At 57.9% G+C, this 15,582-nt stretch carries 17 protein-coding genes; 13 read left to right on the top strand and 4 right to left on the bottom strand.

The window, feature by feature from the left end; genetic code table 11:
- Positions 1-522 precede the first annotated feature (522 nt).
- Positions 523-3,900 (top strand): ribonuclease E, encoded by a 3,378-nt coding sequence (rne, locus tag AC4PR2_RS21020; protein ID WP_492175426.1) that lies wholly within the window; start codon positions 523-525, stop codon positions 3,898-3,900.
- A 62-nt stretch (positions 3,901-3,962) separates the two neighbouring features.
- Here the strand turns inward: rne and AC4PR2_RS21015 are convergent, their stop codons facing one another.
- A complete protein-coding gene (locus AC4PR2_RS21015) occupies positions 3,963-4,250 on the bottom strand; it encodes a putative quinol monooxygenase (protein WP_492175428.1) in 288 nt (95 codons plus the stop codon).
- Positions 4,251-4,463: 213 nt separating this feature from the next.
- Between AC4PR2_RS21015 and pyrC the strand changes: the two genes are divergently transcribed.
- The 8 genes from pyrC (at position 4,464) to AC4PR2_RS20975 (ending at position 10,037) form a co-directional block, all read left to right on the top strand.
- The gene (gene pyrC, locus AC4PR2_RS21010) at positions 4,464-5,510 is read left to right on the top strand and encodes a dihydroorotase (RefSeq protein WP_492175424.1); all 1,047 of its coding nucleotides are present in this window, start codon (positions 4,464-4,466) and stop codon (positions 5,508-5,510) included.
- 75 nt (positions 5,511-5,585) lie between these two features.
- On the top strand, positions 5,586-5,825 hold the full coding sequence (gene dinI / locus AC4PR2_RS21005; protein ID WP_038875499.1) for a DNA damage-inducible protein I: 240 nt from the start codon (positions 5,586-5,588) through the stop codon (positions 5,823-5,825).
- A gap of 130 nt (positions 5,826-5,955) precedes the next feature.
- Positions 5,956-6,234: a hypothetical protein gene (locus AC4PR2_RS21000; protein WP_038875495.1), complete on the top strand. Its 279-nt coding sequence runs from the start codon at positions 5,956-5,958 to the stop codon at positions 6,232-6,234.
- A 201-nt stretch (positions 6,235-6,435) separates the two neighbouring features.
- On the top strand, positions 6,436-6,690 hold the full coding sequence (gene bssS, locus AC4PR2_RS20995; RefSeq protein ID WP_004927812.1) for a biofilm formation regulator BssS: 255 nt from the start codon (positions 6,436-6,438) through the stop codon (positions 6,688-6,690).
- A 141-nt stretch (positions 6,691-6,831) separates the two neighbouring features.
- Positions 6,832-7,947 carry an N-methyl-L-tryptophan oxidase gene (gene solA, locus AC4PR2_RS20990; protein ID WP_443014791.1) on the top strand — a complete coding sequence of 372 codons (1,116 nt, stop codon included), beginning with the start codon at positions 6,832-6,834 and terminating at the stop codon, positions 7,945-7,947.
- A gap of 216 nt (positions 7,948-8,163) precedes the next feature.
- Positions 8,164-8,790: a LuxR C-terminal-related transcriptional regulator gene (locus tag AC4PR2_RS20985; RefSeq protein ID WP_197801572.1), complete on the top strand. Its 627-nt coding sequence runs from the start codon at positions 8,164-8,166 to the stop codon at positions 8,788-8,790.
- Between the two features lie 122 nt (positions 8,791-8,912).
- Positions 8,913-9,029 (top strand): DUF2770 family protein, encoded by a 117-nt coding sequence (locus AC4PR2_RS20980; RefSeq protein ID WP_004927822.1) that lies wholly within the window; start codon positions 8,913-8,915, stop codon positions 9,027-9,029.
- A gap of 3 nt (positions 9,030-9,032) precedes the next feature.
- Positions 9,033-10,037: a zinc-dependent alcohol dehydrogenase family protein gene (locus AC4PR2_RS20975; protein WP_337046501.1), complete on the top strand. Its 1,005-nt coding sequence runs from the start codon at positions 9,033-9,035 to the stop codon at positions 10,035-10,037.
- On the opposite strand, the gene AC4PR2_RS20970 is transcribed toward AC4PR2_RS20975, so the two are convergent.
- The gene (locus tag AC4PR2_RS20970; protein ID WP_060440213.1) at positions 9,985-11,043 is read right to left on the bottom strand and encodes an AI-2E family transporter; all 1,059 of its coding nucleotides are present in this window, start codon (positions 11,041-11,043) and stop codon (positions 9,985-9,987) included. The genes AC4PR2_RS20975 and AC4PR2_RS20970 overlap by 53 nt on opposite strands.
- Before the next feature lie 442 nt (positions 11,044-11,485).
- On the opposite strand from AC4PR2_RS20970, the gene AC4PR2_RS20965 reads away from it, so the two are divergent.
- Both AC4PR2_RS20965 and AC4PR2_RS20960 read left to right on the top strand, forming a co-directional pair.
- The gene (locus AC4PR2_RS20965) at positions 11,486-12,040 is read left to right on the top strand and encodes a cytochrome b (RefSeq protein ID WP_197801576.1); all 555 of its coding nucleotides are present in this window, start codon (positions 11,486-11,488) and stop codon (positions 12,038-12,040) included.
- Between the two features lie 23 nt (positions 12,041-12,063).
- Entirely contained in the window at positions 12,064-12,642 is a 579-nt protein-coding gene (locus AC4PR2_RS20960) for a YceI family protein (protein WP_060440214.1), read from the top strand.
- 43 nt (positions 12,643-12,685) lie between these two features.
- Here AC4PR2_RS20960 and trhO read toward each other — a convergent pair whose 3' ends face one another.
- Together trhO and AC4PR2_RS20950 are read right to left on the bottom strand one after the other, a co-directional pair.
- Entirely contained in the window at positions 12,686-13,753 is a 1,068-nt protein-coding gene (gene trhO, locus AC4PR2_RS20955) for an oxygen-dependent tRNA uridine(34) hydroxylase TrhO (RefSeq protein ID WP_033638032.1), read from the bottom strand.
- A gap of 33 nt (positions 13,754-13,786) precedes the next feature.
- Complete coding sequence (locus AC4PR2_RS20950) at positions 13,787-14,083, bottom strand: hypothetical protein (protein ID WP_197801580.1); 297 nt, start codon at positions 14,081-14,083, stop codon at positions 13,787-13,789.
- A 50-nt stretch (positions 14,084-14,133) separates the two neighbouring features.
- Here AC4PR2_RS20950 and AC4PR2_RS20945 point away from each other — a divergent pair, with 50 nt between their 5' ends.
- Positions 14,134-15,054 (top strand): Kdo(2)-lipid IV(A) acyltransferase, encoded by a 921-nt coding sequence (locus tag AC4PR2_RS20945; protein WP_038875457.1) that lies wholly within the window; start codon positions 14,134-14,136, stop codon positions 15,052-15,054.
- A gap of 100 nt (positions 15,055-15,154) precedes the next feature.
- Positions 15,155-15,439: a YciI family protein gene (locus tag AC4PR2_RS20940; RefSeq protein WP_049199424.1), complete on the top strand. Its 285-nt coding sequence runs from the start codon at positions 15,155-15,157 to the stop codon at positions 15,437-15,439.
- Positions 15,440-15,582: the final 143 nt, after the last annotated feature.

Here is a 15,582-nt window from a genome sequence, read left to right as displayed (position 1 = left end):
AGCGCCACATCTTTTTCTGTGCTTAACTGTCTCTCTGACGGCGGGCGAAACCCCAGCGAACAATAAGGCAGCAAGCCGGTTTGAACGTTTGCGATTTCTTCCGCAGTTAAGGAAAAGTCACCTTGCTATAACGGCATCAGCAGTGGAATAATGCAGTCACTTTCCGCGTTGATTCTCGTTAAACAGGGAAAACGGTGGAATTATAAAATTTGTCTGATCGCGCAAAAACGCAGCAATGGCGTAAGACGTAATGCGAAATCAAACAATTAGCGGGCTGCGGGTTGCAGCTTGGCCGGCAAATGGAATCAGATCTGTCGACGTAAATCAGAGGCTATTCCCCTAGTAAAAGTGCTGTCTTTCACAAAGAAAAGCAGGCTTACCGAGATAATGCGCCCCTATGCAGGCGACAACCGTGAGGTTGACGGCTTTGCGAGAAGACACGGGGCTTTCGGTTTAACTCCGGCCATGAGGTTATTTTGCCCGCAGCTTTGTCGATAATGAAAAAATAACGAGTAAGTTAAGATGAAAAGAATGTTGATTAACGCAACTCAGCAGGAAGAGTTGCGTGTTGCCCTCGTAGATGGACAGCGGCTGTATGATTTGGATATCGAAAGTCCGGGTCATGAGCAGAAAAAAGCGAATATTTACAAAGGCAAAATCACCCGCATTGAACCAAGTCTTGAAGCAGCGTTCGTGGACTACGGCGCAGAACGACATGGTTTCCTCCCCCTTAAAGAAATCGCCCGCGAATACTTCCCTAGCAATTACTCTTCCCATGGCCGCCCGAACATCAAAGATGTGCTGCGCGAAGGCCAGGAAGTCATCGTTCAGGTAGACAAAGAAGAACGTGGCAACAAAGGCGCCGCCTTGACCACCTTCATCAGCCTGGCGGGCAGCTATCTGGTGCTGATGCCGAACAACCCGCGTGCCGGTGGTATTTCCCGCCGCATCGAGGGCGACGATCGCACCGAGCTGAAAGAAGCGCTCTCCTCGTTGCAACTGCCGGACGGCATGGGCCTGATCGTTCGCACTGCGGGCGTAGGCAAATCCGCCGACGCGCTGCAGTGGGATCTCTCCTTCCGTCTGAAGCACTGGGAAGCGATTAAAAAAGCCGCCGAAGGCCGCCCTGCGCCGTTCCTGATCCACCAGGAAAGCAACGTTATCGTGCGCGCCTTCCGCGATTACCTGCGCCCGGACATCGGCGAAATCCTGATCGACAACCCGAAAATTCTCGATCTGGCCAAAGAGCACATCGCTGCGCTGGGCCGCCCGGATTTCAGCAGCAAAATTAAACTGTACAGCGGTGAAATCCCTCTGTTCAGCCACTACCAGATCGAATCGCAGATCGAATCAGCCTTCCAGCGCGAAGTGCGCCTGCCGTCCGGCGGCTCGATCGTCATCGACAGCACCGAAGCGCTGACCGCCATCGACATCAACTCCGCCCGCGCAACCCGCGGCGGCGACATCGAAGAGACGGCGTTCAACACCAACCTGGAAGCGGCGGACGAGATCGCTCGCCAGCTGCGCCTGCGTGACCTTGGCGGCCTGATCGTCATCGACTTCATCGACATGACGCCGGTTCGCCACCAGCGCGAAGTGGAAAACCGCCTGCGCGACGCCGTGCGCCAGGACCGTGCGCGCATCCAGATCGGCCGCATTTCCCGTTTCGGCCTGCTGGAAATGTCCCGTCAGCGCCTCAGCCCGTCGCTGGGCGAGTCCAGCCACCACGTGTGCCCACGCTGTAACGGCACCGGCACCATCCGCGACAACGAATCGCTGGCGCTGTCCATCCTGCGCCTGATCGAAGAAGAAGCGCTGAAGGAAAACACCAAAGAAGTTCACGCTATCGTGCCGGTTCAGGTCGCTTCGTACCTGCTGAACGAAAAGCGCGAATCCGTCAGCGCGATCGAAACACGCCAGGGCGGCGTGAAAGCCGTCATCGTGCCGAACGATCAGATGCAAACCCCGCACTACTCGGTGCTGCGTGTGCGTAAAGGTGAGGAAACCTCTACCCTGAGCTACCTGCTGCCGAAGCTGCATGAAGAAGACATGGAGCGCCCGCTGGAAGATGCGCCGATGGAACGCAAGCGTCCGGAGCAACCGGCCCTGGCTTCCTTCTCCCTGTCCGCCGATGCGCCGCCGCCGGCTGAAGAAACTGTCGCCGTGGCCAAGCCTGCCGCTGCCGCCGCCAAGGCTCAAGCCGCAGCGCCGGTCGCCGCCAAGCCGGGCTTCCTGGGCCGCCTGTTCGGGGGTCTGAAGAGCCTGTTCGCCGGTGAAGAACAACCTGCCGTCGAAGAAGCCAAACCGGCCGAAACGCCGAAGGCGGAAGGCAACGGTGAAAACCGTCGTCAGGATCGTCGCGGCCAGCGCCGTCAAGGCACCGGCCGTAAAGAGCGCGGTGAGCGTGGCGATCGTCCGGAACGCGGCGAGCGTAAAGAGCGCGGTGAAGGCCGTGACAATCGCGAGCGCGACAACCGTGAACCGCGTGAGAACCGTGAAGGCCGTGAATCGCGTGAATCCCGCGATGAACAGCGCCGTAACCGCCGCAACCAGCAGCAGAACGCACCGGTCGCTGAGGAAACCGCCTCGGAAGAAAGCGCTAAAGCGCCGCGCGAAGATCAGCAGCAGCGTCGTGAGCAACGTGCTGAACGCCAGCGTCGTCGTCAGGAAGAGAAGCGCCAGGCTCAGCAGGAAGTGAAAGCGCTGGAAAGCGTTGAAGCGGTCGAGAGCACCGACGAAGAGCAGGAAGAACGCCAGCAGCAGAACATGCAGCGCCGTCAGCGCCGCCCTCTGTCGCAGAAAGTGCGCATCCTGTCTGCGGAAGAAGAACTGCAGCGTGCAGCGGAAGAGCTGTTGGCGCCGAAAGCGCCGGTCGCGAAAGCCGCCGACGCACAGCCGACCGCCAACGACAGCGTCAAGCTGCTGCCGGAAACCGTTGCTGCACAGCCGGAAGACGATGCCCAGGGCGAAAACCGCGGCAACGGCGAAGGCATGCCGCGTCGCTCCCGTCGTTCACCGCGTCACCTGCGCGTCAGCGGCCAGCGCCGCCGCCGTTACCGCGATGAGCGTTACCCGCTGCAATCCCCAATGCCGCTGGTGGGCGCGTTCGCTTCGCCGGAAATGGCGTCGGGCAAAGTCTGGGTAAGCTACCCGGTTGCTCAGGTTGAAGAAGCCGAAGTGCAGGCCGAAGTCGTAGAACAGGCAGCCGCACCGGTTGTCGCCGCAGCGGTTGAACAACACAGCGTTGCCGTGGAAGAAACTCAGGCTGCGGCCAGCGTCAACGAGCCGGCTCCAGAAGCCATCGTTGAAACTGCAGCCGTCACCGTAACGGAAGAAGAAGCTGCAGCCGTGGCACCGGTCGTTGCCACCCCGGCCGAGGAAACCCCGGCGCCGGTGGAAGCCGCACCGGCACCTGCCGCAGTTGAAGAACCGAAAGCGGAAGAGACTGCCCCGGCAGTGGAAGCCGAGCCGGTAGCTGAAGCCGTAACTGCAGAACCTGTGGTTGAAGCCAAGCTGGTGGAAGAGAAGCCTGTGGTCGAAACTGCACCGGTAGAAGCCACGCCAGCGGAAGAAACGCCAGTGGCAGAAGCCGCACCTGCGCCAGCCGCCGTAGAAGCCGCTCCGGTCGAAAAAGTCCCAGCGCCAATCGCCGCGGAACCTGCGCCTGTGGTTGCTCAGCAGCCGGCACCGGTGAAAGCCGTGCAGGACGTGCTGTACAAACACATCGCCACTGCGCCGATGACCAAAGCGCCTGCGCCGGCCTACGTGCCGGAAGAACGCAAGCACAGCGACTGGCAGCGCCCTTCCTTCAACTTTGAAGGCAAAGGCTCGGCAGGCGGCCATTCGGCGGTGAGCCAGGCGACTGCGCCGGCCACCAAGCCACAGCCGGTTAACGAATGAGTTAATCTGCAACCCTAAAAAAAACCCGCCATCGGCGGGTTTTTTCTTGCCTGTAAAAAGGCTCAGGCTATCTTTTTCAGTTTCTTGATGTCCAAAACGTCCAACTTGCCGTCAAGCCGGCTGACGAACTGCTGAAAATGCGCCGTCTCATTATGCTTATCCAGCGCTTCGCTGCTGGCCCAACGCTCAAAGAACACGAAGACGCCCGGCTTTTCCAGATCGCGATGTAAATCATACTGCAGGTTGCCCAACTCCTGGCGGCTCGGCTCGATAATATCCTGCACCGCATCGCTGACGGCGGCTTCAAATCCCGCTTTCGCTTGCAGGGTGGCGATAACGCGTACTTCCATTGCTTTCTCCCTTTCCACTTGATGAAGGTCGACGGTATTGGCGTCGGCATCGTTGAAATCTCTGCCACTATGCGCCCGCCGCCCTATTGATTTCAACTTGTCGCCAACAAACAGATGCATCTCAGGCACTTTCCGCTTATCCTTACACCCCGGCGTGAATAAACCCATTATTCGCTTTTCATTAGACGTATTTGACCGCCGGAGCCTAGCTAGATGACCGCACAACCTCAAGTTCTGAAAATCCGCCGCCCAGACGACTGGCATATCCACCTGCGTGACGACGAGATGCTGAAAACGGTGGTGCCCTATACCAGCCAGGTATTTGGCCGGGCGATCGTGATGCCGAACCTGGTTCCGCCCGTAACGACCGTGGCCGCCGCGCGCGCCTACCGCGATCGCATTCTGGCGGCGGTCCCGCAGGGCCACAACTTCACTCCGCTGATGACCTGCTACCTGACCAACTCCCTGGCGGCCAGTGAACTGGTCAACGGCTTCGAGCAAGGGGTGTTTACCGCCGCCAAGCTGTATCCGGCCAACGCTACGACCAACTCCAGCCACGGCGTCAGCGACGTGACCGGCATTTACCCGCTGTTCGAACAGATGCAAAAAATCGGCATGCCGCTGCTGATCCACGGCGAAGTGACCGATCCTGCCGTCGATATTTTCGACCGCGAGGCGCGCTTTATCGAACAGGTCATGGAACCTATCCGCCGCCAGTTCCCAGAGTTGAAGATCGTCTTCGAGCACATCACCACCAAAGAAGCGGCGCAATATGTGCAGGCAGGCAATCGTTTCCTCGGCGCCACCATCACGCCACAGCACCTGATGTTCAACCGCAACCACATGCTGGTGGGCGGCATTCGCCCACACCTGTTCTGCCTGCCGATCCTCAAGCGCAATGTCCACCAGGATGCGCTGCGTCAGGCGGTCGCCAGCGGTTCGGATCGTTTCTTCCTCGGCACCGACTCCGCGCCGCATCTCAAGCACCGCAAAGAATCCAGCTGTGGCTGCGCCGGCTGCTTCAACGCGCCGAATGCCATCCCGGCTTACGCTGCCGTGTTCGAACAACTCGGCGCGTTGGAGCACTTTGAAGCCTTCTGCTCGCTCAACGGTCCACGCTTCTATGGTCTGCCGCTCAACGAAGACTTCATCGAGCTGCAGCGCGTGCCGACCACCCAACCGGAAGAGATCGCCCTGGGCAATGAATCCGTGATCCCCTTCCTGGCCGGTGAAACCCTGAACTGGTCGCTGAAAAACTGATATTTTTGCTTCGCCCTCTTGCCCCCGCACCCGGTTAACTGTATAAATAAACAGTAAATCGCTTCGGGGGCAATTATGCGTGTTGAAGTCACTATAGATAAAACCCGGCCGCTGCCGGCGGGCGCCATTGAGGCACTGACCGGCGAACTGGGCAAGCGGGTCAATCGCCAGTTTCCAGACGCCGTCGTGCAAGTACGTTATGCCGGCGCCAACGGCCTCTCCGTGCTGGGAGGCGCCAAAACCGACCGGGATCTGATCGAGGAAATCCTTCAGGAAACCTGGGAAAGCGCGGACGAGTGGTTCAGCGCAGAATAACACTGCAATGCTGTTTTTGCCGGGGGTCGCTCTCCGGCTTTTTTGTTTCTGGCGCCCTGCCCATTCATCGCTTACCCTTACTTTGGAACAAAATCCGCCTCAGCGCTGTATTTAACGCAAAGGAGTAAGCATGGCCCCGGACAAGGTGAAATCCGAAGACGCGATGACGTTTGGTGAACTGCTGGCGCTGATTGCCGATCAGAAAAGGCGCTTGAACGTATTGGAAGTGGCTTTCTCTTATCTGGCCTTCAGCCTGGATGACAAAGCCAACCAGCTGCTGATCCACAGCCTGAAGCTGGAATCGCACAGCCAAAACCGCGACGCCGAAACGCAGAAACATTTCGCCCATTTGGCCGAAGAGCTGGAAAAATGCCTGCACGGTTCACCGCCGCCAGCCGGCGCGGAATAATGCCCTGCGCTTTATTCATCCAAAAATTCGCATACCGGTTTGTAGAATAATTGTTCAAATAAATATTTATTTTGCAAATTTCGGTGACAACCCCCTCCACCGATGAAAGCGGATGCGTATACTGTAATTGCTCTCATGATGATGAGCCGCATTGATCCTCGTTAGTCACTCACGGTAGTTACTACTCAATAAGGGGTCTTTATGGACAGAAATGATGAAGTAATTCAGACGCACCCGCTTGTCGGTTGGGATATCAGTACTGTCGACGTTTACGACGCCATGATGATACGCCTTCATTACCTGTCTTCACTAGACCAAACGCCAGAAGAAGCCCAAGTAGACAGAACGCTTTGGCTGACCACAGATGTCGCCCGTCAATTAATCAATATCTTAGAGGCCGGCATCGCCAAGATTGAAGCTACGGATTACCAGGATCTTGATCGCAGAAAACATTGATTCATCGTCCCCTAACCCCTGAGGCGCCGCGACCCATTCCCGGCGCCTTTTTCTTTGCCTTTCGCCGTTCAATCAGTGCATTGCGCTCGGCAACCTTTTATCATGGGGCGATAAGAAATCGCTATCAGAGAGGGTGGGCACGTGGAATATGATTTGATTGTGGTGGGCAGCGGTTCAGTCGGCGCGGCGGCAGGGTATTACGCTACCCGGGCCGGCTTGAAAGTGCTGATGATCGACAGCGCCATTCCCCCGCACCGCAACGGCAGCCATCACGGCGATACCCGCATAATCCGTCACGCTTACGGCGAAGGTGAAAAGTACGTGCCGCTGGTGCTGCGCGCACAGGCGTTGTGGAATGCGCTGATTCAACAATCCGGCGAGGAACTGTTCCAGTCGTGCGGCGTGCTCAATTTGGGGCCGCAGCACTCCAAATTCATTCACAATGCTCAGCAGAGCGCGCAGAAATTCCGCCTGAACGCACAAACCCTCAGTGCCGAACAGATCGCTCAACGCTGGCCGGAATTCCGCGCTCCGGAAGGTTACGTCGGCGTTTTCGAACCGGACGCCGGCTTCCTGCGCTCCGAGCTGGCGGTGGCCAGCCTGATCAAGCTGGCGAAAGAGGCCGGCTGCAGCCAGTTGTTCAACTGCCCGGTCAGCGCGGTGGAGCCTATCGATGGTGGCGTTGCAGTCGTCACCGGCGAAGGGCGTTTCACGGCGCGAAAAGCCGTGGTCACCGCCGGCACCTGGGTGAAAGCGCTGTTACCGCAGCTGCCGATTGCGCCATTGCGCAAGGTATTCTCCTGGCATCAGGCGGACAGCCGCTACAGCGTGAACAATCGCTTCCCGGCCTTTACCGTCGAAGCGCAGGACGGCACGCACTATTACGGCTTCCCGGCGGATAACGACGGCCTGAAAGTGGGTAAACACGACGGCGGGCAGCCGATGGACGCCCCCGAGCAGCGCAAACCCTTCGGTAGCTACGCCAGTGACGGCACCGAAGTTTTCTCCTTCCTGCGGCAGTTTTTGCCGGGTGTAGGCGTATGTTTACACGGCGAAGCCTGCAGTTATGACATGAGCCCCGACGAAGACTTTATTATCGATACCCTGCCGGAGTGCGATCGCCTGATGGTCATCAGCGGATTGAGCGGCCACGGCTTCAAGTTCGCCAGCGCGCTGGGTGAGATTGCCGCCCTGTTCGCGCAGGACAAAGCGCCGCCGGTCGACGTCGCCAGCTTTGGTCTGAAACGATTTAGCTAAGCGAAGGATTTCTCTGTCCAGGTTGCCGTCGTGCCCTGGACAGCAAAATTTGGCAGTTACAATTTATTAACCTGCTAACTCTTTTAAATACCAAGTAAAAATTCTGATAACGGAAATTTCTTGCATTCAGCATTTGAATTTCCGAATTGAACACTTGCAGTGTAAGTCCTATTTTACAGAAGATATGCTCCATCGGCTTTCAACAAGGACGTCACCATGAAACTACTTGTCGTGGACGAATGCTGCTTCACCCGGGTCGGTATAGCCAGCTACTTTGCTGATAGTGGGATTACAACGATCAAGTGCTGCCACAGCATTGAGTACGCTACGCCGCTGTTGGCCAGCTTTCAGCCGAGCCACATTCTGGTGAACCTCAGCAACCAGTGCCGCTATAACGAAGCGGACGCACAGCTGCTGGCGTTTATGGAAGCCAGTCAGTCTGCCTTGCTGTTTATCTATCTCGATACGCCTTACCCCTACAGCGAAACGCCAATGCGCATCGCCGATAACGCGTTCCTGTTCAATAAAAGCATTCTGCCGCTCACCTTGCGCACGCTGCGCGAAAATCCGCTGGCGCTGGCCGATGACGGCGAAGAGCGTTCCCTGTTCAGCCCGCAGGAACTGACGGTGATGAAATATTGGATGGCAGAAATGCCCAACTACCGCATCGCGAAAAAGCTGCAGATCAGCTCGCATACGGTGTATGTGCACAAGCGTCACATCACGGAGAAGATCAACGCGCGCAACCGGCTGGAGTTCTACTCGCTGTATAACGTGCTGCGTTATTTCTACCCGCCCAGCGCACCAACGAATTCGACGCCGCTGGCGCTGCTGACGGTGTAACATCAAGCCTGCGATAACGCAGGCTTTTTTATCGCCACTCTTCCAGCGCTCACGCGCGCCCCGCTATAAAAGGTGCCGAGAAAAGGACTATAATCAAAGGTCTCTTTCTTCAGGCGGCTGAAATGTTAAACCGAATACTGGCGGCTATCGTCAACAACGTGCGTGAGCACCTGGTGCTGTATCTTTGTCTGTGGCTGGTGCTGCTGGCGCTGGATGTCTATTTTTTCTTCGTGATGTAACCCATGCCGTCGTCATTTCCCCGATTGAGCTTCAGCCGCTTCGGCGATCCCGCCCAGGTGCTGGCGCTGCAGCAGACGAGCAGGCCGCCGCTGCGCCCCGGCCGGCTGCTGCTGCAGATGCGCTATGCCCCGATCAACCCTTCCGACCTGATCCCGATTCACGGCCAATACGCGCACCGCATCGCCCTGCCGCAGGTGCCTGGCTATGAAGGCGTAGGCGTCATCGTCGATCCGCAAAGCGGACGCTCGACCGGCCGACGCGCACTGGCGGTAGCGGGTGACGGCAGCTGGCAAACCTTCGTCACGCTGCCTGAAGAACGGGTGGTCTGGGTACCGGACGACATCGACGACGCCAGCGCGGCGCAAATCTATATCAACCCGCTCACCTGCTGGGTGCTGCTGACGCAATGGCTGCCGCTCAACGCCGGCGACGTGCTGCTGCTCAACGGCGGCGGCTCCGCCGTTAGCCTGCTGCTGGCACAGATGACGGCGCAGCGTGGCATTCGTCTGGCGGTGGTGGTGCGCAACCTCACTCATCGCCCGGCGCTGCTGGCCGCCGGCGCCTGGCGCGTTATTGAGGCGCCGCAGCTGGCGCAAATGCCCCACTTTGGCGCCCGCGCCGCTATCGACTGCATCGGCGGAGAAGACGGATTGCAGCTGGCGCGGGCGGTTCGCACCGGCGGCGATTTTGTGGCGCTGGGCCTGCTGGGTGGGCGCCAGGTGGACTGGCGGCGCGTGGTGGACGAATTGAAGCTGCGCGCTTCGCTGTTCCACCTGCGTAAATGGAATGCGCAGGCGACACCGGCGCAGTGGCAAACGGCGTTTTATCAGCTATTCCAGCTGCTGCGGCGCGGCCAGCTGACGCTGCGCCCGCCCGCCGCGATTTACCCTTTATATCAGTACGCAGCGGCGTTGCAACACGCTACGCAGCCCGGTGTGAACGGCAAGATCTTCCTCACTCCGGCGGCGCCGGAGGCTGACGCGGCGGGCGACCGTCACCCAAAATGACCGCCAGCCGATAGCCGCCCTCGGTAGTCTCCAGCGCGATGCGCGCCACGATTGTCAGCGGCACCGACAGCAGCATGCCGACCGGGCCGAGCAGCCAGCCCCAAAAGATCAGCGACAGGAATACCACCAGCGTCGACAACCCCAGCCCGCGACCCATCACCCGCGGTTCGAGGATATTGCCGATCACCATGTTGATTGCGATAAAGCCGCCCGCCACCACCAGCGCATCACCCAATCCGTTGAACAGCAGCGCCTGAATCAGCGGCGGAATGGCGGCCAATACCGAGCCGATATTGGGAATATAGTTGAGCAGAAACGCCAGCAGCCCCCAGATAAAGGCGAAGCGTACGCCGACCGCCGCCAGGAAGATCCAGACGATCACCCCGGTGGCCAGGCTGATGATGGTTTTAATCACCAGATAACGCGTCACGCCGTCCAGCGCCCGCCGCATCGCGGCGAGGCCTTCATTCGGCTTATCCAGCGCCTGCTGCAGTTTATAAGGCAGCAGCTGCACTTCGAACAGCATAAACACCACGGTCATCAGCAGCAGGAAGACGTTGGTCATGGCGCCAGACAGGTGCCCCAGCATGCGGGTAACCAGATTCATCGCCGCGCTGGGATCGACATATTGCAGCATCGCTTCGCTGGAGAGGCTGATATTGAAGCGATCGGCGTAATACTGCAGCTCGCGCAGTTTCTCGATCATCATGCCGCGGTACTGCGGCAGCGAACGGGCGAACTCGTTCAGCGAAGCGCCCAGCATGCCGATGAACAGCATCACGACCACAATCACCGCCGTCACCAGCAGCGTCACCCCAAGGATGCGCGGCACCCGTCTGCGTTCCAGCATCGCCACCAGCGGGTTCAGCACCATGGCGAGGAACACCGCCAGTAGAAACGGCACCACGATGTCGGCGGCGGCTTTCACCCCAGCCAGAATGATCACCAACATCGCCAGCAGGACGGCCAAACGCAGGCTGTTGTCGGTTACACGGGTTCGGCCCATGACGTTTCCTTGTTATTTCACTGGGTTAGCCGGCCATCAAGAGCCGACGCTTGGCGCTAATGGTAGCAAATTCCGCCGTTGTGCCGCAGAGGATTTCGCGTAACCGTTCGAAAAAATTAATCTTTCCGCCCTGCTCTTCGCCGCGAGAAATAGGCATAACCTTTGCCAACAAATAATCCCACCGAGCAATTTATGGACGGTTTACGTAAAATGACAAAAGCTGACATTAATAGATAATAATCCTAATTTTCAACAACTAGCATAATCGTTACGTGAAAGAAATAATATCACCTTCAACGATTTATCTGATGAACTCCGAACATCTCAAACAAATTCACTGACTAATATTTCTAAGAAGTAACATAGTTAAATTTATTATTGATTTTATGTTTCCTAAAGTTTAATTATTGCAGCCAGCCAATCGGTAATCGAAGGAAACAGGATGCTCTGGAAAAATACCGCCGATCGTTTCGGCCATGCGTCAGTGTTGATCCACTGGCTGGTGGCGCTGACGGTGTACGGCATGTTCGCACTTGGTCTGTGGATGGTTACGCTGGGCTATTACGACGTCTGGTACCACCAGGCGCCGGAGATCCACAAAAGCATCGGCGCGCTGCTGTTCATCGTCATGGTGATCCGCGTGATCTGGCGCTTTGTCTCGCCGCCGCCCAAGCCTCTGGCCAGCTATGGTCGCCTCACTCGCGTCAGCGCCATTCTCGCGCATCTGGCGTTGTACGCCGTGTTGTTCGGCATTCTGATCAGCGGCTATCTGATCTCGACCGCCGACGGCCAACCAATCAGCGTATTCGGCTGGTTCGACGTGCCCGCCACCGTGACCGGCATGGCGGAGCAAGCCGATACCGCCGGCGCCATTCACCTTTACCTGGCCTGGGCCGTGGTAGTGCTCTCGGTACTGCACGGGCTGGCCGCGCTTAAACATCACTTTATCGATCGTGATGTCACTTTGAAACGGATGCTGGGTAGCAGCGCCGATTAACCTTTGGACTTATGGAGATTGCTATGTTGAAAAAGACCGTATTGGGCCTGACCGCAGGCGCCCTGCTGCTGAGCGCCGGTTCCGCACTGGCGGCGGACTACAAGATCGACAAACAGGGCCAGCACGCCTTTATCGAATTCCGCATCCAGCACCTGGGCTACAGCTGGCTGTACGGCAGCTTTAAAGACTTCGACGGCGGCTTCACCTTCGACGAAAAAGATCCGTCCAAGGACAAGGTCAACGTGACCATCAATACCGCCAGCGTCGACACCAACCACGCCGAACGCGACAAGCACCTGCGCAGCGCCGAGTTCCTCAACGTAGAGAAGAACAAGCAGGCCAAGTTTGAATCCACCGACGTGAAGAAAAGCGGCGACGGTTATGCGGTGGTCGGTAACCTGACGTTGAACGGCGTGACCAAGCCGGTCACGCTGGACGCCAAACTGATTGGCCAGGGCAACGATCCGTGGGGCGGCTACCGCGCCGGCTTTGAAGCCAACGGCAAGATCAAGCTGAAAGACTTCGGCATCACCACCGATCTGGGCCCGGCGTCGCAAGACGTTGAGCTGATCATCTCCGTAGAAGGCGTACGCGAGAAATAAAAAAAAGCCCGGCTTGGCGGCCGGGCTTCTGATTTCCTCAGGCTCAGCGGGCTGGGCCTTCTTCTTCCGGTGCCGGAATGTGCATCGTGGTCTGCAACAAGCCTTTCGACTTATTGAAGATCTTGACGCCGTTTTCACGGCCGGCACGGCGCGCGCGCTGCTCTTCGCGCGGCAGCTTCAGCTCTTCGCGGCAAATCTCGCTGCAGCACCCTTCAAACTTGGCGGCGCAACTCGGGCACTGAATGAACAGCAGATGGCAGCCGTCGTTCTTGCAGTTGGTGTGGGTGTCGCACGGCGCACCGCACTGGTGGCAGTTGGCGATCACATCGTCGGAGATGCGCTCGCCCATGCGCTCATCGAACACGAAGTTTTTGCCGATAAACTTCAGCGGCAACCCCTGCTCTTTCGCTTTGCGGGTGTACTCGATAATCCCGCCTTCCACGTGGTAGATGTTTTTAAAGCCGTTGTGCAGCATATAGGCGCTGGCTTTTTCACAGCGAATGCCGCCGGTGCAGTACATGACGATGTTTTTGTCTTTGCTGTCCTGCAGCATCTCCACCGCCATCGGCAGCTGATCGCGGAAGGTATCCGACGGCACCTCGATGGCGTTTTCGAAGTGACCGACTTCGTACTCATAGTGGTTGCGCATATCGACGAACACCGTATTCGGATCGTCGATCATCTGATTGACGCGATCGGCCTGCAGATACTCGCCAACGTTGCTTGGGTCAAAGCTCTCGTCATCGATGCCGTCGGCCACGATACGCTCGCGCACCTTGAGGCGCAACACCCAGAAGGATTTGCCGTCGTCTTCCAGCGCGATGTTCAGGCGCACCTGATCCAGCGCCGGGTGCGAGGCGAACAGCGCGGCTTTGAACGCGTCGAAATTATGCTGCGGCACGCTGATCTGCGCGTTGATGCCCTCTTTCGCCACGTAGATGCGGCCGAACACCTTCAGTTTTTCGAACTGAACGTACAGGCTGTCGCGAAACGCTTTGGGATCGTCGATGGAGAAGTATTTGTAAAAAGAAACTGTGGTGCGAGGCTCGGTTTCCGCCAGCATGCGCGCCTTCAGTTCCTCGTTAGAAATTCGGTTATGTAACACTGGCATGGTGTACTTTCCTGTCTTTCGGGAGGTGACTGATTATCGCGCGCAGCCTGCCGGCCCGCGCGCGGCGCACATCATACCCGAAAAACCGCCGCCGCGCAGCCCCGCCATCATGCCTACACGGTTGCTCCTGAATGATGCCTGGCCATGATATTGCCGTTGGCCTTTAGCGGGAAATATTGTGGAAAAATCCGGCACCTGATGCATATTTAACGCCGAAAAGGGGATTTTAATGCGTTGTGTTTTCCCGGAGCGCGAGAAAAATGCCACAATAGTCGCAAACAAACGGCAGAAACGAACCTTGCGGCCGAACTCACCCGGCTGCCAGACCATGCTATGACTCTGTCATTACACTTAAACAACCGTATTCAAACAGAGAACCCATGACTCAAGTTCCTACTTTCAATCGCTCCTTATTGCACCCACGCTATTGGCTGACCTGGGTCGGCATCGGCTTGCTGTATCTGCTGGTGTTGCTGCCTTACCCCGTCATCTACTGGCTCGGCACCTCGATCGGGCGGTTTGCCATGCGCTTTCTCAAGCGCCGCGTCGCTATCGCCCAACGCAACCTCGAGCTCTGTTTTCCCGACATGCCGCAGGCCGAACGCGATGCGCTGGTGGTAAAGAATTTCGAATCGGTCGGCATGGGGCTGTTTGAAACCGGCATGGCGTGGTTTTGGCCTAACTGGCGCATCGAACGCTGGTTCAAGGTCAGCGGCCTGGAACACATCCAAAAGGCGCGCGACAACCACCAGGGCGTGCTGCTGATTGGCCTGCACTTTTTGACGCTGGAGCTGGGCGCGCGCATCTTCGGCATTCATAACCCGGGCATCGGCGTTTACCGCCCGCACGACAACAAGCTGATGGACTGGCTGCAAACTTGGGGGCGCATGCGCTCCAACAAGTCGATGCTGGATCGCAAGGACGTCAAAGGCATGATCCGCGCCCTGAAACAGGGCGATATCATCTGGTATGCGCCGGATCACGACTACGGCCCGCGCAGCAGCGTTTTCGTGCCGCTGTTCGCGGTCGACAAGGCCGCTACCACCACCGGCAGCTACGTGCTGGTGCGGATGGGCAAACCGGCGATCATTCCGTTCACCCCGCGCCGCCTGCCGGACGGCAAAGGGTATGAGCTGATCATGCAACCGGCGGTGGAAAACTTCCCGCTGGATAATGAAATCGAGGCCGCCGCCTTTATGAATAAAGTGGTGGAAAAAGAGATCCTGATGGCGCCTGACCAATATATGTGGCTGCATCGTCGCTTCAAGACCCGCCCGGAAGGCGAGCCTTCGCTCTACTGATAAAGCAAACCCGCCACCGGCGGGTTTTTTATTGCGCGCCTCTTGAGAATCGACGGCGAGGGTGGGATGGTAAAGCCTTTGCCGCCAACCTGGAGCCGCTATGTACATTGTCAGCCTGACCTACCATCGCCCGATCGCCGAAGTCGACAGCCACCTTGACGGGCACATCGCCTGGCTTAAGAAATATTTTCAGGACGGCACCTTCGTCGCCTCCGGCCGCAAAAATCCCCGCACCGGCGGCGTGATCCTGGCCAAGGGCATTGAGCGTGCGCGGTTAGACGCCATCCTGGCCGAAGATCCCTTCAACGCCGTGGCTCACTACGAGGTCACCGACTTTAGCGCCACCACCACCGCCGCCGGTTTCGAGGCGCTGGCCGGACTATAAAACGCTGTAAATTCCGCGCGCTAAGCGCGGAATAAGGTTTAAACGTCTTTTTTAAAACTGTATTTCATTTTTTGCCCAATCCTTGTCCCCTCGTTTGCCGTCGCCGCGCTGGCGGCGCATACTTACCAAGCTAACTTTCACGC

The sequence above is a fragment of the Serratia sp. A07 genome (assembly GCF_058725505.1).
This window is presented reverse-complemented; position numbering and strand designations above follow the sequence as displayed.